Here is a 16,175-nt window from a genome sequence, read left to right on the forward strand (position 1 = left end):
GACCGCCGGAGCCTGGGGCAGTTCCCTCAGGCTTCGGCGGTCCGTGCGCGGGGCAGGCTGGTCTGCACGGAAAGTCCGGCGGTCAGTTGCAGGCCTTGCGCTCGGTTGCGGCCCAGCCGATCGCGGCCTCGAGCATCGCTATATTCTGCGGCTGCGCATAGGTTTCGGGCGCATGGCCGATCGCGGAATAGAAGATGCGTCCCCTGCCGATGCAGTGCGTCCAGGCGATGGGATGGTCGCCCATGCGCAGATCCTCGCCCTTGATGCCGACCGGACTGTAGGTGCTCTCGTCTAGTGTCAGCAGCACCCTGGCGCCGATCCGTCGGGGGTTGGTGCCGAAGCTGTACCATTCATCGGTCATCCGCCATTCCGCCGGCAGCGCCTTGGCGAGCGGGTGATCGCGATCGACCGCGATCCGCGCTTCCTGAAGCTGAGGGTTCATCGGATGGCCGATAAAGCGCGCGCCGAGCAGATCATCGGCATACCAGTCCCAGAACCAGGCCGGATCGCCCGCCGATCCGTGGATGCCGACGAAACCGCCGCCGCGCTGCAGGAAGGACTTGAACGCCTTGCGCTGCGCCAAGGTCAGCACATCGCCCGAGATATTGTTCCAGATGACGGCATCGAACTGGCCCAGCGTCTTCGCGTTGAAGGCGCCGGCCTTGTCGGTCGCGACGATATGCCAGCCCTTGCGCTCGGCCACGGCAAGGAACGCGGCATGCGCGGCATTGACCGAGGGCGTGTCCTTGAAGCCGATGATCTTTTCGAACAGCAGCAGCCGCGGCTTGCCGTCGCGGGGCAGGGCGATGGCCGGGCGGTCATTGTCATAGCGCTGGCAGCGCTTTTGCCTGTCCTCGGCAGTGACCGGCAGCGCGCGCAATTGCGCATCGAGCGGGCCGAGCGCGCTTGCGGGCACGCCGACAAACGCGGCGAACTTGGCCACCGTCAGGATCGCCGCGAAGGTCGGCGGGGTGGTGCCGGTAAAGGCAGGTGGGGTCTTGTCGAAATCCTGACCCGTAGCCGCCTGGGTCAACCTGCGCGCCTCGGGATTGAGCAGCACGTCGATCAGCGGGCTCTCGACCGAAAAGGGCTTGTCGCGCAGCGGGCAGTCTGTGACGGCTTGCGCGTTCAGCTGGCCGGGTACGCCGAGCGCGAGCGCGGCCATTGCGAGCGGACGGAGCATCGACAATCGCTTCACAGCACGTTTTCCTTCATCAGCTTGACCGCATGATCCGCCGCGCGCGCGGACAGCGCCATATAGGTGAGCGAGGGGTTCTGGCATCCCGACGAGGCCATCGCCGCGCCGTCGGTAATGAACAGGTTGGGCACCTCGTGCGCCTGATTGAAGGCGTTGAGTACCGAGGTGGAAGGATCGCGCCCCATGCGCGCGGTACCCATTTCATGGATGCCCAGGCCCGGCTTGCCCGGTTCGGGCGATTGCATCACCACCTTGGCGCCTGCAGCCTCGAGCATCGCCCTGGCATCGGCCTGGATATGCTGGATCATCGCCTTCTCGTTGGGGCCGTGCGCACAATCGATATGCGGGATCGGCAGGCCCCATTTGTCTTTGCGCGTGGCGTGCAGCGTCACCCGGTTCTCCGGATTGGGCAGCATCTCGCCGAAGCCGCCGAGAAACGCGGTCCATGGCCCGATGGTATGCGCGCGCTGCTTGATCTCCGCGCCAAGAACGCCCGGCTGCAGCGCTGCCCCGCGCCAGCCCGCGCGCGAGATGCCGCCCTGGTAGCCATAGCCGCGCACGAAGCCTTCGCCCGGCTCGGTGACGTTGCGGAAGCGCGGGATGTACAGCCCCGTCGGGCGGCGTCCGCGATAATAGCGGTCCTCCGGTCCCGGGAACATCGCGATGGTGATCAGCGCGTACATGTGATCCATCAAGTTGCGCCCGACCTGGTCCGATCCGTTGGCGAGCCCGCGTGGGAATTTCTCGGATGCCGAATTGAGCAGGATCTGGGCGGTGCCGATGGTCGAGGCGTTGAGGAAGATGATCCGCGCCTGATAAGTACGCCCTTCCTTCGTCTTCGCATCGATCACGCGCACCCCGGTCGCCTTGCCGGTCTTCGGGTCGTGCTCGATCGAATGGACGATCGCATCGGTGACGATGGTCAGGTTGCCGGTGCGCTTCGCTGCGGGCAGCGAAGAGGTGAGGCTGGAATGCATCGCGCCGAAGCTGCAACCGCGCTCGCAGATCGAACGGTTCTGGCAGCTGGCCCGGCCCAGTTCCTCGTGGTGCGGCTGCGCGACCGAGAGGTTGGCGGTGCGCCCCGAGATCACCTTGCGCCCGGCAAAGCGCTGCTCGACCGCCGCCTTGAACTGCTTTTCGGCATCGTTCAGCTCGAATGCGGGCAGAAACTCGCCATCGGGCAGCTGCGGCAGGCTTTCCTTCGATCCGGCAACGCCGATGAACCGCTCGACATGATCGTACCAAGGGGCAAGATCGGCATAGCGGATCGGCCAGTCGGTACCGTGCCCATCCTTGGCATTGGCCTCGAAATCCATTTCGGACAGGCGATAGCTCTGCCGCCCCCACATCACCGAACGCCCGCCCAGATGATCGCCGCGGATCCAGGTGAACGGTCTGTCTTCGGGCGTCGAATAGGGCTGTTCGCTGTCCTTCGGCCAGAATTTCTTCGTCGCCTCATTGAAGGCATAACATTGGCTCTGCACTGGATAGTCCCGCGCGACCTCGTCCTCGGGCACCTGCATGTTGTTGGCAAATTCCCAGGGCATCTGGTGGTCCATATAGTCCCTGGCCGGGTCGATATTTTTGCCGCGCTCCAGCACCAGAACCTTCAGCCCGCGTTCGCACAGCTCCTTGGCGGCCATTCCGCCGCTCATGCCCGAACCGATGACGATGGCATCAAAAGACATCTGCATGATCTCCGATCAGAAAGGGCCGAGCGTGGCGAACGGGCGCATGCCCGGGGTGATCGGGATCGATGGCTGCCATGGGCCCGGCACATGCTCGTAGATCAGTTCCTGGGTCAGGCCGATCTCGCTGCTGAAATAGAGGCCCACTATCAGTTGCTTGAGCGTGTGGTATCCGACATCGGCGACCGAAACCACCGGCGCGATGAACGTGCCTTTTGGCGCACCGGGTTTGGGTGGGACGGGCTTGAGCGCAGCGGCCTCGTGGTCGCGCAGAAAGGCAAGGCGCTCGTCCGGCGACAGCGCCGAGAAATCCTTGCCGGTGGCCGCCCTTGCGCCTTCGCCGATGCGGTCGAGCGCACCGGACAGCGCCTTGCGCGTCTCATCAGATGCCCAGTCGGTGTACATCGCCGCAAGCCGCTTTGGCACGCCAGCCTCGGCTGCGCCGGGCGTGTCGGTCTGGGGAATGATCGTATCGGCCACCAGATCGAGCAGTTTCAGCTGACCTTCGTCCAGAGTGGCGCGCGCGTCCGATCCGGGCACATAGCCGCATCCCGCTGCCGCCGTCGCGCCGAGCAGCGCCATGATGCCGTGCAGCGCCGTGCGCCTGTCGATTTCAATCGCTATGTGCATCGTCCTGCTTTCCCCTTTCAAGCGCGCGCCGATCCTGCGACGTGCACGCGACGCTCCCAAAGCCAGAGCAGCGCGAATATGCCGAGCAGCACCGCCGGGATGACCGCCACCGTCTGGAACGATATCTCTGCCGCATCCCGCAGCACTGCCTGCATCCGCGCCGATCCGGGTGCCAGCGCAGCAAAGGCTTCTGCTCCGCCTGCGCTGGCGATCTTGGCTTCGTCATAGATCCGGCCCAGTTGCGGCAGCACGAAATAGATGGCGATCGCCCCCGCAAAGCCGATCAGCCCGATCCCCCAGGAACCACTCTGCGGGTAGCGGCGCGCCACTGCGGCGAGCATTGTCGGCCACATGAAGCACACGCCGATCGCCCAGAGCGTTGCAGCCATCAGCGCGCTTGTCGGCGTGTCGGCTCGAGACAGCAGAAACAGCCCCGCGCACGCCGGCAGGGTACAGATCAGCAGCAGCCCCATGTCCGACAGGCGGTGTGCAAGCGATCCGGCAAAATGCCGCATCACGAACATGACCGCAGCGACATAGACCAGCACGACGATCCCCGGCATGCCGACGGTCTGGGTCAGCGCGACATCGACCCATGCCGCAGGCGCGAGCTCTGCCGACGCGGTCAGCAGCATGATGCCGAAGAAGATCCAGAACCCGGGACGACGGAATGGCTCGGACAGCATCGTCCGGAAGCTGGTGCCCGTTTCGACGCTGGCGATGGCAGGGAAAGGGCGCCGCAGCACGAGAATGACAAGCGCAGCGCCGGGCAGCAGGGGCATGGCCACCAGCCAGCGCCAGTCCATCGCAAGCTGCTGCTGCACGACAATCGCCAGCAGGCCGCCGAGCACGATCCCCATCGGCCACCAGGCGTGCAGGCTGTTGAGCTTGCCGGTCTTGTCGTCCGGAAACAGGCGGGCGGTCACAGGGTTGATCGAGGCCTCGGTCGCCCCCCAGCCGCAGCCCCAGATCACCATCGCGACATTCAGCAGCAGCATGACATTCGGCCCGGCATGCGCCGATATCAGCACCAGAAGCGGACCGACGATAAAGCAGGCACCGGCGAACAGCAGCACGCGCCGCGCGCCGAACCTATCGAGCAGCGGGCTGATCACCAGAAGGCTGAGCGCAAAGCCGAGAAACGCGTTGCCCAGCACCGCTCCGACCATCTCGCCCGAATGCCGCGCGTCGATCGGGTCGAGCAAGGCGGACTTGATGGCTCCTGCTGCCCCGACCCGGATGGCGTTGGCAAAGGCGGCGTTGAACAGCGCCAGCACGCATAGCCAATATATGGTTCTTCGCGTGGCATGCGATGCTGCCATGACACATTCCTCCCCGTTGCGGCCATTGCCGGCAACCGTGATCCCGGTCGCCCGTGGGATTTTGCCACGACAATTGTGCCATCATCTAGCATGGGATTGCTCTTATTAGAACCGCAATTTTATAATTGATCCGGGCGCGCGGATGCTCCGGCGCACGCGCCGAGGGTAGCGCGAAGCGCCCGTTGGCGTCGGCAGGGGCTAGTCCGCGATGGTCAGCGTCTGGCTGGCCTTGCCCCAATCGTCACCAACGCTGCTGGCATGGTCCAGGATCGCTCCGGGATCGCGCAGAGTGAAGCGGTTGGCGCCAGCGAGCGACGGGAGATCATCCCATGCGACTGGCACTGCGACCGGAGCACCATCGCGCGCACGCACGCTATAGGGCAGGACCGCCGTCGATCCGCGCCGATTGCGCATCCAATCGATGAAGATACGGCCCTTGCGGCGCGCCTTGGACATGGATGCGGTGTAGCGCCGGGGCTCGGCCTGTTCGAGCGCCTGGGCAAAGCTCTTGGCGAACCCCTCGGTTGCTGCCCAGTCCGCGCCCGGGTCGAGCGGGGCGATCAAATGAACGCCCTTGCCGCCGGTCACCATGGGAAGGTGACGAGCCCCATATCGGCGAGGTGATCGCGCATCTGCCGGGCGGCAGCGGCGATATCGGCAAAGCCGATGCCTTCATCGGGGTCGAGATCGAAGACCAGCCGGTCGGGATGCTCGATATCGTCAGCGCGCGATCCCCAGCCGTGAAACTCGATGGCTCCCACTTGCACGCAGCGCAGGATCGCGGCCTTGTCGCCCAGCACAAAGACGGGATCGGTCGAGCCATCGGCCTCCTCGATCATCAGCGAGCCGACTTCCTTGCCCCAGCCTTTCTGGACGTGCTTCTGGAAGAAACATTGTTCGCTGATCCCCTGCGGGCAGCGGAGCAACGCCACCGGGCGGTTGGCGATGAAGGGCAGCATCAGCGGGGCGGCCGCCTCGTACCAACTCGCGAGATCGCCCTTGGTCGGGCCATCAGCCCCGAACAGCGGCCGGTCGGCATGGGTGATGCGGATCGAGGGCTGGGGCGCGATCCAGCCTGCAGGTTGGTTCATCTCGATCTCCCCGGTCACCTCGGCTGCTGGCTTGTCGCCGCGCAGGCCGATGAAGCTTGCATGGCGCAGCACCCCGTCATGCGTATATTCGGCATAGCGCACCTCAGCGACCAGTACGGGTTCGATCCAGTGCGCCTTGCCGGCCACAGCCTTGGCATCGACAATGGCAGGCTCGATCCGCGCTAGGTCGGCGAGCTGCAACTGCAATTCTTCCGACGTTTCGGTATCGAAGCCGGTGCCGACGCGGCCCTTATAGACCAGCTGGCCGCCTTCATGCTGGCCCAGCAGCAGTGAGGCAAAGGGCCGTCCGCGCTTGGCGCTGGCGATCCAGCCGATGATCACGAACTCCTCGCGGCGCTCGACCTTGATCTTCAGCCAGGCATGGCTGCGCTCGCCGACGTAGCGGCTCGAGGCGCGCTTGGCGATCACGCCCTCATAGCCCTTGTCGACCATCGCTTGGAACAGCGCGCGCCCGTCGCGCTCGATATGATCGGCATAGAAGATCGGCGGGTCCACCCGCTCGAGCAGCTCAGCGAGCCGCTGCTTGCGCTCGGCCAAGGGCCGCTCCGTCAGGTCCTCGCCATCGAGCGCGAGCAGGTCGAAGGCGAAATAGCTGAGCGGCCCGTCCGATTTCAGCGCGCGCTGCAAGGCGGAGAAGCTGGGGCGACCGTCTTCGTCCAGCGCCACGATCTCGCCGTCGAACAGCGCCGAAGCTGCGGGCACTTGCACCATGGCATCGAGTACCGAACGGAACTTGTCGCTCCAGTCGAGCCCGGTGCGCGTCCAGCCGATCGCGCCATCCTTGCCCAAGCCGACCAGGCAGCGATAGCCGTCGTACTTGACCTCGAACAGCCAGTCCTGGCCTCCAGGCAGCTGGTGCACCAGCGTCGCCAGCATCGGCGGATGGAAGGCGGGCACGGGGCTTTTGGCACGTGATCCTGCTGCGCTTGCGCGCTTGCGCCGGGGTGCAACTGGGGCAGTGCCAGAGGCGATCTGGTCCATCGTGCGCCCGGTCTTGACGCTGGTCAGCGCGCGCTCGACCAGCCCGTCGCCCTGGCCGGCCTCGCCATCCTCGACCTTGCGCAGCAGCCAGTTCTCGCGCTTCTCGCCCGCGCGCGGCTTCATCCGCACGAGAATCCACTCGCCGCGCATTCGCTGGCCGTGGGCGATGAAATGCAGATGGCCCTTGTCGATGTCGCTCGCGCTCTTGCCGGGCACGGGCTCCCAATGCCCGCTATCCCACAGCATGACCGTGCCGCCGCCATAGGCACGCGCCGGGATCACACCCTCAAAATCCGCATAGGACAGGGGATGATCCTCGGTCCGGACCGCGAGCCGCTTGTCCTGCGGATCGATGCTGGGGCCGCGCGTCACCGCCCAGCTCTTGAGCACGCCGTCCGCCTCGAGCCTCAGATCCCAGTGCAGCCGCGTCGCATCGTGCTTCTGCACAACCAGCATCGGCGGCTGCTTGCCCTTGCGGCGGGCGGGCGTAGCGTCGGGCTCGGGCGTGCGGGCAAAGTCGCGCTTGGCGGCATATTCGGCAAGCGGATCGGGCGTGCGATCCGCCACGGTCAGCCTGCCTTGCGCCTGGCCGCGGATTTGGCGGGCGGCTTTTTCGCGGCAGCGCGCTTTGCCGCCGGCTTGGCGTCTCCCGTGCTCGCTGCCTTGGCGTTGACCGATTTCTTGAGCGCGGCCATCAGGTCGATGACATTGCCGCCCGCAGGCGCTGCCGGTTCGTCATCGGGCGTGACGCGCTTGCCCTTGTTCTTCATCTTGGTGTCGATCAGGTCGCGCAGGGCATCGACATAGCGGTCGTGAAACTCGCCTGCATCGAACGGCGCGGTCTTCTTGTCGATCAGCGCCGTCGCCAGTTCGAGCAGCTCGTCATCGGGCTTCTCATCCCCGATCTCGCGGAAATAGGACGCTGCCTTGTTGACCTCGTCGGCATAGCGCAGCGTTTCCATGATGATGCCACGACCGCAGGGGCGAAGCGCGACGATATATTCGCGCCCGCGCATCGCCAGCTGGCCCAGGCCGACCTTCTTCGCCCGTTCGAGCGCCTCGCGCAGCACGATGAACGCTTCTTCGGCGAGATCGTCGGCGGGGACCACGAAATAGGGCTTTTCGTAATAGAGCACGGGGATGTCGTGGAGCGACACGAACTGGGTGAGCTCGAGCGTCTTGCGGCTTTCGAGCCGGACGGCCTCGATCTCCTTCTCGTCGAGCAGCACATAGCTGCCCTTTTCATACTCGAAGCCCTTGAGGATATCCGCCGGTTTGACCGGGCCGATGCCGGGTACGGTCTTTTCATACTTGATCGTCTGGCCGCTCGGCTCGTGGATCTGGCGGAAACGGATGCCTGCGCCGCTTTTCGTCGCAGGGTAGATTTCCACCGGAATCGATACCAGCGCCAGCCGTATCTGGCCTTTCCACGATGGGCGGGCGGGCATGACGGTCCTCCTTGCAGGGACACGACGCGGCAATGGCGGGGTCCGATGGGCTGTATCTCCATGGCCGCAACGGTTTGCCGCGCGCCATGGTTCCCCCTGGCTGCCATCTTCGCCCGGTGCGCTGACGCGGCCTGGGCCCCGAAGGGCGTCAACCGCTTGCCATCATGGCTGGGGAGCAGGCGCGCAGCGCGTCGTGTCGCCAGCCTGGCAGGCTGCGACATCGGCCTCCCATTTCCTGCGCGCTTCGGCGGCGGCCTTGACCTCGGCCTGGTATTTCGCCTCGGCAGCGGCAAAGGCGCGCTGGCGCTCCTCGTAGACGCGCTGCTTTTCCTCGAAGATCCGCTGCTCCTCGGCATTCTTGCGCAGCTGGGCTTCGGCCATCTGCGCCTGCTGGGCGTTGACGGCGCGCAGCTCCTCATCGGCCTTGGCGATGGCCAGCCGCCGCTCGGCTTCGGCCTGTGCGGCTGCCGCAGCCCGCTCGGCCTGTTCGCGCTGGCGCAGTTCCACGGCCACCCGGTCCGCCTCTGCCGATCGTGCCGCAGCCGCGGCGCTCGATGCCGGAGGCGCGGCGGGAGCAGGGGTGGCGCGAGGCGATGGGCCGCCGCCCGGCTGAAGATCGGCCAGGTTCGTCGTCAGCGGATAGGCGCCCGTCGGCAGCCAGGTCACGTCGACCAGCTTCCAGTTGCCCCCGTTCGAGGCGCGGGTGGTGGCGATGAAGGCCTCCAGCTCTTGGCGGTCGGCGCGGGTATAGCAGGTCTGCCCCAGCACCGTTTCGCCGGTCTGCGCCTTGACCGCCTTGGCAAATTCAGCCGTCAGCGTCGCATCGGTGATCAGATAGCCTTCTGGCGGGGTGCTGAGCGCCTGGTAGAAGCCGGACGACAGGAACATGCTGTTGCCGCCCGATCCCACGGCGATGCCCTGGCAGAAGACGGGATAATAGCCCGATTGGGCCTCGGCCGGCGACAAGGCGGCCGATGCGAGGGCAAGAGCGGCGGCGGACAGGATAGCGGCTATTTTCAACGTCCAGGCTCCGACCGATGGCCTCATGCGCCAGGCGGCTGAGGCAAGACAATTCAATCGCTTGGCTCGGTACACCCGTTGCCATGGCGGTGCGATTTCATTATCCATGGCAAAAAGGGTCGTCAACATAACCGCAAGATCGCAAAGGGGTGTGCGATGGACGATCGACACGGCACGGGGTGCCCGTGCTGCCATGAAGACCGGGGCTCCATTGATCGTCGTGCCGTCGTGGCCGGCTTGGTCGCGCTCCCGGCCATGGGGGCGAACCTGGCCTCAGCGCAGGATCTGCTCGACCCGACCCGCCTGCGCAGCAGCCGCGTCGGCACCGAGGCGCTGGCCACCCGCTCGAACCGTCCGCCCGACTGGAAGGGCCCCGAATATGCCCGCGACATGGCGAACAGCGTAACCAGCGCCATCCTGTCGCTGGTGCGGGCCTATGGGGCTACGGCCGATCAGATCGGCAAGCTGCAGACCGAAGAGAAGCAGCTGACCGACAAGCTCAACGAAGCCATCCGCAACAAGGAGGCGATCCTCGACGAATATCGCCAGGGCCTGTTCTGCTCGGGCTGCGGGCGCACCAAGTCCGACATCATCTCCAAGGGTGAGCAGTTCCCGCATTCGGGCCAGTCGATCATCAAGCCCACGCCAGAGCAGATCGCCGCCAAGGAGCGCGAACTGCAACAGGGCATCGACCGGCTGGCGCAGCAGCTGCGCGATGCCAAGGCCAAGCTCGCCAAGCTGTCGCCCGATATCGATGCGATCCGCAGCCAGCTGTTCGAGGGCATGGGGCTGTGGCGTACGGCCACCAGCATGGAACGCGGCATCATCCGCCAGGAGTTTGCCTTCGATGCGCAGGATTACGTTCAGCAGCGCACCGTGATCAGCCGCCAGATCGATGCGGTCATCAGGGATGCCGGTACCGCCCAGACCATCCCGGCCTTGCAGGCCTGTATCGCCGATGCCCGCACCTGGAGCGATGCGCTGGCCAAATGCGAGGACCGCCATGCCGACGATCGCGCGCGGATGGCGACGGGCCTGACCAACAACGACAACACCGCGCAGCGACAGACCGCGAGCGTGCAGTCCACCGCGAACGAGGTCGCATCCAGGATCACGGCATTCGGCCTCGCGGGCTATCTCAACATCCTTACCACCCTGATGGGACGCGGCAGCGACGGCCCGAGCATTGCCGGGGCAGGCTATACCTTCCGCATGGGCAAATATGATGCCGCCGGTTTCGGCGAGATCCTGCCACGCGTCGCGGAATTCATCGCGCGGGCGAGCAGCCTCATCATCGGGACCGCTCCCGGATACAACAGCTCGGCCAGCCAGGAACTCGCGAAGCTCGACCGCGCCCTGGCACAGGTCGAACCCAGGCTGGCTGCAGCGCTGGAGCTGAAGCGCCAGCAGGAGGCCGCGGCGGCGCTCGAGCGCCAGCAGGAAGAGGCGCGTCGCCAGGCCGAGGCTCAGGCGCGCGAGCAGCAACTCGCCAATACGCCCGGATCTGGCAGTTGACCGGATGAAGGGACTTTGCATGATGCGCAGGCGCCTCGCCGCCAGCACGGCTCCGGTGCTGCTGCTCGCCGTCGCCGCATGGGGCTTGGCTGCGCCTGCGCTGGCGCTGCAGGGGGCGAACGACGTCCAGATCGAGGCATCTAAACAGCTCCTGTCCGAAGATCGCTATATCGAAGCGCTCGCGGTCGCCAAGGACGCGCTGCGCGTCGACCCGGCCGATTATCGCGCCAGCTATTATGTCGCCATGGCCTATATGGGGCTGCAGCAATATGACGCGGCGGAAACGCAGGCCAATCAGGCGCTGGCGCAGGCGCCCGCCAGCGCGCGAGCGGCGGTCGAGAAGCTGGTCTTCACCATCCGCTCGCTGAAAACGGGCAACCAGAATGTCGGCGCAGCCGATGCGGCATTGGCCGAAGGGCTGATCGGCAAGGCTGCGAGGCTGTACGAGGAGGGCTGGGCCGCCGGGCGCAACGCACCGGATTATGCGCTCAAGGCTGCAGAGCTCTATGCCGGGCGCCTGAACCAGCCGGTCGATGCAGCGCGCGTGCTGCGACAGGTGCGCGAATCGCTGCCCGGCAGTCCCGCAGCCGACAGCGCGGAGGCAGAGCTTGGCAAGCTGCAGCCTGTGCTGCGCCAGATCGCTGCAGCCAAGGTCAAGGAAGCGGCCGGCGTGCCCTTGGCGGAAGCGCGCCCGGCGCTCAGCGCCGCCGCTGCTGCCGATCCGGCCTATCCCGAAATCTACCGCACCCAGGCGCAGCTTGCGGCGGCCTCGGGATCGGCAGAGGAACTGGAAGCCTCGCTCAAGGAGCTTGCGCGCCGCAATCTCGTCGATCTCGATTTCCTGGCCGCGCTATCGGGCATGGCCGCGTTGCTGGAGGACCCGCAATTCCTGCTGCGCCTGTCCGACATCATCGGTGCGAACCAGGCCGATATGCTGAAAACTGCAGCATCGCCCGTCGGCAGGGTCGCCTATCTCTCGCGGCTGGCGCGCGAGGGCAAGCTTGGTTTCTTCATGGGCGCTCGGCAGGTCAAGGGGACCAGCAACTATCGCTTCTGGTCGCGGCGCAAGGTATCGGCCGTGCAATATGCCGCATCGGGCTGCGAGCTGGTGGTGTCGCTGTCGGACCAGCTCGGCGCCAGCGACGATGCCTATGGCTATATGCCCGCCAGCCGCATCATCGATCTCCGTCCGCCGACCGCGCTGGCGGTCCGCAACAGCAGCGCGCTGGAGCTCGGCCCCACGAACGATGGCTGGCAGATCACTGCGCTGACCGTGGACGATGCGGCGCAGCTTTCGCTGCCGGTCTGGTCGGCGCTGCGACAGCTGCATGCGGCCTGTCCGCGCCCGGTGCGGAAAACGCGCTAGCGGCTGGTGTTCCGATATCGGCTGACGCGGTATCAATGCCGCCCAGGTCTGCGTGCGAGGGGGCTGGCGGCGGGTAATGCCACACCAGCGCGGACAGGCCCAGCCAGGCTGAAAACATCAGCGCATAGGGCCAGCGCCGGGGCAGCAGCCGCGCGACCAGCAACGTCACTGCTGCCGTGCCTGCCAGCGCGACCAGCGCGGAGCCCGCTGCAATCGTTCCGGCGCCGATCAGCGCTGTCTGGATCGCCATGCTGGCCCATTGCGCCGGCAGCAGCACCAGCAGCCAGTCCGGCAGAGCCCCCGGCATGGCCGCCGCCGTGCCAAGCATCGCAGCTTCGCCAGCGACCACGAAGATCGCGATCCACCAGCCCTTGTCGGCTGCGCTGCGGGCGAACAGCTTGCCCCGCGCCGCAAAACTGACGCTCGCGGCGACAAAGGCAAGGCTCATGGCAACCGGATGGGGCAGCGATGGCATTCCCATCATGCGCGCTGCAAGCACAAGGCAGATCGCAGCCAGCAAGGCCATCAGCACGCCGATCCGGAAACGCCCGGCTGCAGCAGAGGTGATCATCCCAGCCCCCATCAGCCCCAGCGCGAGCATCGGTCCTGCTACCAGCACCCATGGCGTCGGCGATGGCGATCCGAGCAGCGCCTGCATCGCCAGCAGCGGAGCCACAAGCGAAGCGAGCGCCGCGATCAGCCAGGGCATGAAGGAGATGGACGGTCTTGGAGCGTTCGCCATGCGGGTCATGCGATCGACACTGATCCAACCAGGGCGGAATGTCGAGGCGTGCGCAGACGGCCGCGCGATCCTGTCTGACGCCGCTCAGGCCAAACACCATCGGACCTCGAGCCTTTGGCCCATGCCGATAGGGGGCGGCACGATGTCCAGTGATTGCCCCAAACGCGACCCAGGGCCCTCTCGCTGGATTGCGGGTGCCCGAAGGATCTGAATGGCTTGAACTGGGACAAACCCGTCGTTCCGATGCCACAGGCTCAGCGTCAGCTCTTGCCGGAAGCCGACGTTCAGCGCCTGTTCGTGTGGCGTGGCGTTATGACTTGAAGTGGGTCGGGAGCAGACTGGGCGCTGCCCCCAACCCATCATGTGCATCAGATCAGAAGTCCATCGGCGGCGTGGCCGCAGCCCGGTCTTCCTTCGGCGCTTCGGTCACGATCGCTTCGGTCGTGATCAGCAGGCCCGCTACGGACGCCGCATCCTGCAGCGCGGTGCGCACGACCTTGGCCGGATCGATCACGCCCGCTGCCACCATATCCTCATAGGTGCCGGTGGCTGCGTTAAAGCCGCGCGAATATTCGTTGGCCTCGAGCAGCTTGCCGACGATGAACGCGCCGTCCTCGCCCGCGTTCTCCGCAATCTGGCGGGCAGGCGCGCGCAAAGCCCGGCGGACGATGTCGATGCCCGACTGCTGGTCGTCATTGGCAGCCTTCAGCCCTTCGAGCGACTTGATAGCGCGCAGCAGCGCGATGCCGCCGCCGGGCAGGATGCCTTCCTCGACCGCAGCACGCGTCGCGTGGAGCGCGTCGTCCACCCGGTCCTTCTTCTCCTTGACCTCGACCTCAGTCGCGCCGCCAACGCGGATCACCGCCACGCCCCCGGCGAGCTTGGCGACGCGCTCCTGCAGCTTCTCGCGATCATAGTCGCTGGTCGTGGTCTCGATCTGCGCGCGGATCTGCGCCACGCGGCCGTCGATGTCGCTGCGCTGTCCGGCGCCGTCGACGATCGTCGTGTTGTCCTTGTCGATGATGACCTTCTTGGCGCGGCCGAGCATGGGAATGGTAACATTTTCCAGCTTGGTGCCCAGTTCCTCGCTGACCACATTGCCGCCGGTGAGGATGGCGATATCCTCGAGCATCGCCTTGCGACGATCGCCGAAGCCGGGCGCCTTCACGGCCGCGACCTTGAGGCCACCGCGCAGCCGGTTGACCACCAGCGTAGCCAGCGCCTCGCCCTCGACATCCTCGGCGACGATCAGCAGCGGACGGCCCGACTGCACCACCTGCTCGAGCAGCGGGATCATCGGTGCGAGGTTGGACAGCTTCTTCTCGTGGATGAGGATATAGGGCTCTTCCAGCTCGACCCGCAGCTTCTCGGCATTGGTCACGAAATAGGGCGAGAGATAGCCGCGATCAAACTGCATGCCCTCGACGGTCTCCAGTTCGGTCTCGAGGCTCTTGGCTTCCTCGACCGTGATCACGCCTTCATTGCCGACCTTGTCCATGGCTTCGGCAAGGATACGGCCGACCTCCTGATCGCCATTGGCCGAAATGGTCGCGACCTGCGCGATCTCGCTGTTCGATTCAACCTTCTTGGCATGCGATTCGAGATCGGCGACCACGGTCCTGACCGCCAGATCGATGCCGCGCTTGAGGTCCATCGGGTTCATGCCCGCACCGACGGCCTTGGCGCCCTCGCGCACGATGGCCTGGGCCAGCACGGTGGCGGTGGTGGTGCCGTCGCCGGCCTTGTCATTCTGCTTGCTAGCGACCTCGCGCAGCATCTGCGCGCCCATGTTCTCGAACTTGTCCTTGAGCTCGATTTCCTTGGCGACGGTCACGCCGTCCTTGGTGATGCGCGGCGCGCCGAAGCTCTTGTCGATCACCACATTGCGGCCCTTGGGCCCCAGGGTTACCTTGACCGCATTGGCGAGGATATCGACGCCGCGCAGCATCCGGGCGCGTGCGTCTTCTGCGAACACTACTTCCTTGGCAGCCATGATGGCCTACCTCCTTTTTCCAGATTTCGGTTGAACAAATGGAAATGACGACGGGAAAGGTCAGGCCGCCTGTTTCAGCTCGGCCACGGTCTCGACCACGCCCAGGATGTCGCTCTCCTTCATGATGAGCAGATCCTCGCCGTCGATCTTGACCTCGGTGCCCGACCATTTGCCGAACAGGATGCGATCGCCCGGCTTGACCGCCAGCGTGATCAGCTCGCCCTTGTCGGTACGGCTGCCCGGGCCGGTGGCGACCACTTCGCCTTCCTGCGGCTTTTCCTTGGCAGTGTCGGGAATGATGATGCCGCCGGCCGTCTTCTCATCGGCCTCGATACGGCGAACCAGCACGCGATCGTGCAAGGGACGGAAATGCATGCATAACCTCCAATTGCAAAAACGTTGATGGAAAGCCTCCCCCGGAGACTCCAGCAGGAGGCGAGCGGCAAAATTGTAAGCCTGTCCGGGCAGTTCAAGAGGGCCGCTCAAAATTTCAGCACTCGCCGCCAGCGAGTGCCAGCAAATTACATCATATCAATGGGATAGAAGGGATTTGCGCTGCAAGCGTCCTTGACACGGCCCGCTGTTCGACAGAGATTTGCCGACGATTATCACACCTATTCGCAAAGGCCATCTGAACAGCATCGGGAGAACGTACCATGGCGGGAGATCAGGATTTTCGGTTGCAGCTTCTGGGCTACAGCCTGACGACCGTGGAGATCGCCTATTATCTGCCCGACCATCCTTCGCTGCTGCAGCTGTTCGTCTGGCAGCAATATGACGAAGCCCCCGAATATCCCGGGCTGCGCCGCTTTCTCGACACGTGGCGCCGCGATATCGAGGCGGTTCTGCACTCGGTGACGATCGCCAACGACCGCAATATGGGCCCGCGCACCTGGAGACCAACCGACGCTGTCCGTTGCATTCAATAACGGCAGCGAACCGATGCGGTGCAGGGCCAGCATCGGACGCCCAGCCGACGACTTCTCGCCAATCGAGAAGGCGATGCTGCAGGCTTTGGTCACGTAACCAGCATTAGATGACAAATTGGTCCGTCCGCTTTCACTGAAGTGGCTTCCAGACGGGGGACGTTAGCGTCCGCGCTCGTGGTGTAATTTTCGGTGGAGATTTAGGTGCTGCTGGTGGTGGGGCATGCCCCACCA

The 16,175-nt window shown here is 65.4% G+C and carries 12 protein-coding genes and 1 pseudogene; 3 read left to right on the forward strand and 10 right to left on the reverse strand.

Annotation, left to right across the window (positions count from 1 at the left end; genetic code table 11):
- Positions 1-82: 82 nt before the first annotated feature.
- The 7 genes and pseudogenes from K5Q19_RS00110 to K5Q19_RS00140 all read right to left on the reverse strand — a co-directional run bounded on the left by K5Q19_RS00110 (position 83) and on the right by K5Q19_RS00140 (position 9,399).
- On the reverse strand, positions 83-1,183 hold the full coding sequence (locus K5Q19_RS00110; RefSeq protein WP_273302058.1) for a ThuA domain-containing protein: 1,101 nt from the start codon (positions 1,181-1,183) through the stop codon (positions 83-85).
- An 11-nt stretch (positions 1,184-1,194) separates the two neighbouring features.
- Positions 1,195-2,886, reverse strand: coding sequence for a GMC family oxidoreductase (locus tag K5Q19_RS00115; RefSeq protein ID WP_337957755.1), 1,692 nt, complete (start codon positions 2,884-2,886; stop codon positions 1,195-1,197).
- Between the two features lie 15 nt (positions 2,887-2,901).
- Complete coding sequence (locus K5Q19_RS00120) at positions 2,902-3,516, reverse strand: gluconate 2-dehydrogenase subunit 3 family protein (protein ID WP_273302063.1); 615 nt, start codon at positions 3,514-3,516, stop codon at positions 2,902-2,904.
- Between the two features lie 17 nt (positions 3,517-3,533).
- Positions 3,534-4,838: an MFS transporter gene (locus tag K5Q19_RS00125; protein WP_273302065.1), complete on the reverse strand. Its 1,305-nt coding sequence runs from the start codon at positions 4,836-4,838 to the stop codon at positions 3,534-3,536.
- A gap of 198 nt (positions 4,839-5,036) precedes the next feature.
- Positions 5,037-7,498: pseudogene (ligD, locus tag K5Q19_RS00130) on the reverse strand (DNA ligase D).
- Between the two features lie 2 nt (positions 7,499-7,500).
- Positions 7,501-8,379, reverse strand: coding sequence for a Ku protein (locus K5Q19_RS00135; protein WP_273302067.1), 879 nt, complete (start codon positions 8,377-8,379; stop codon positions 7,501-7,503).
- Positions 8,380-8,541: 162 nt separating this feature from the next.
- On the reverse strand, positions 8,542-9,399 hold the full coding sequence (locus K5Q19_RS00140) for a hypothetical protein (RefSeq protein WP_137775472.1): 858 nt from the start codon (positions 9,397-9,399) through the stop codon (positions 8,542-8,544).
- A 156-nt stretch (positions 9,400-9,555) separates the two neighbouring features.
- On the opposite strand from K5Q19_RS00140, the gene K5Q19_RS00145 reads away from it, so the two are divergent.
- Complete coding sequence (locus tag K5Q19_RS00145; protein ID WP_273302069.1) at positions 9,556-10,914, forward strand: hypothetical protein; 1,359 nt, start codon at positions 9,556-9,558, stop codon at positions 10,912-10,914.
- Positions 10,915-10,933: 19 nt separating this feature from the next.
- Positions 10,934-12,280, forward strand: coding sequence for a tetratricopeptide repeat protein (locus K5Q19_RS00150; protein WP_273302070.1), 1,347 nt, complete (start codon positions 10,934-10,936; stop codon positions 12,278-12,280).
- On the opposite strand, the gene K5Q19_RS00155 is transcribed toward K5Q19_RS00150, so the two are convergent.
- The 3 genes from K5Q19_RS00155 to groES form a co-directional block, all read right to left on the reverse strand.
- Positions 12,174-12,989: a hypothetical protein gene (locus K5Q19_RS00155; protein WP_292939517.1), complete on the reverse strand. Its 816-nt coding sequence runs from the start codon at positions 12,987-12,989 to the stop codon at positions 12,174-12,176. The two genes, K5Q19_RS00150 and K5Q19_RS00155, sit on opposite strands and share 107 nt — an antisense overlap.
- A 406-nt stretch (positions 12,990-13,395) precedes the next feature.
- A complete protein-coding gene (gene groL / locus K5Q19_RS00160; RefSeq protein ID WP_273302073.1) occupies positions 13,396-15,015 on the reverse strand; it encodes a chaperonin GroEL in 1,620 nt (539 codons plus the stop codon).
- A 60-nt stretch (positions 15,016-15,075) separates the two neighbouring features.
- The gene (groES, locus tag K5Q19_RS00165; protein ID WP_273302076.1) at positions 15,076-15,390 is read right to left on the reverse strand and encodes a co-chaperone GroES; all 315 of its coding nucleotides are present in this window, start codon (positions 15,388-15,390) and stop codon (positions 15,076-15,078) included.
- A 281-nt stretch (positions 15,391-15,671) separates the two neighbouring features.
- Here groES and K5Q19_RS00170 point away from each other — a divergent pair, with 281 nt between their 5' ends.
- Positions 15,672-15,944 (forward strand): protein usg, encoded by a 273-nt coding sequence (locus K5Q19_RS00170; RefSeq protein WP_066114524.1) that lies wholly within the window; start codon positions 15,672-15,674, stop codon positions 15,942-15,944.
- The last annotated feature ends 231 nt before the right edge of the window (positions 15,945-16,175 follow it).

It is taken from the genome of Novosphingobium sp., assembly GCF_019748365.1.
In the GTDB taxonomy this organism is placed as follows: Bacteria; Pseudomonadota; Alphaproteobacteria; order Sphingomonadales; family Sphingomonadaceae; genus Novosphingobium.

Excerpts from the sequence above, each read along its gene's own strand:
- K5Q19_RS00110 (WP_273302058.1), bottom strand. The coding sequence starts at position 1,183 with ATGCTCCGTCCGCTCGCAATGGCCGCGCTCGCGCTCGGCGTACCCGGC.
- K5Q19_RS00115 (WP_337957755.1), bottom strand. The coding sequence starts at position 2,886 with ATGTCTTTTGATGCCATCGTCATCGGTTCGGGCATGAGCGGCGGAATG.
- K5Q19_RS00120 (WP_273302063.1), bottom strand. The coding sequence starts at position 3,516 with ATGCACATAGCGATTGAAATCGACAGGCGCACGGCGCTGCACGGCATC.
- K5Q19_RS00125 (WP_273302065.1), bottom strand. The coding sequence starts at position 4,838 with ATGGCAGCATCGCATGCCACGCGAAGAACCATATATTGGCTATGCGTG.
- K5Q19_RS00135 (WP_273302067.1), bottom strand. The coding sequence starts at position 8,379 with ATGCCCGCCCGCCCATCGTGGAAAGGCCAGATACGGCTGGCGCTGGTA.
- K5Q19_RS00145 (WP_273302069.1), top strand. The coding sequence starts at position 9,556 with ATGGACGATCGACACGGCACGGGGTGCCCGTGCTGCCATGAAGACCGG.
- K5Q19_RS00150 (WP_273302070.1), top strand. The coding sequence starts at position 10,934 with ATGATGCGCAGGCGCCTCGCCGCCAGCACGGCTCCGGTGCTGCTGCTC.
- K5Q19_RS00155 (WP_292939517.1), bottom strand. The coding sequence starts at position 12,989 with ATGCCCTGGCTGATCGCGGCGCTCGCTTCGCTTGTGGCTCCGCTGCTG.
- groL (WP_273302073.1), bottom strand. The coding sequence starts at position 15,015 with ATGGCTGCCAAGGAAGTAGTGTTCGCAGAAGACGCACGCGCCCGGATG.
- groES (WP_273302076.1), bottom strand. The coding sequence starts at position 15,390 with ATGCATTTCCGTCCCTTGCACGATCGCGTGCTGGTTCGCCGTATCGAG.
- K5Q19_RS00170 (WP_066114524.1), top strand. The coding sequence starts at position 15,672 with ATGGCGGGAGATCAGGATTTTCGGTTGCAGCTTCTGGGCTACAGCCTG.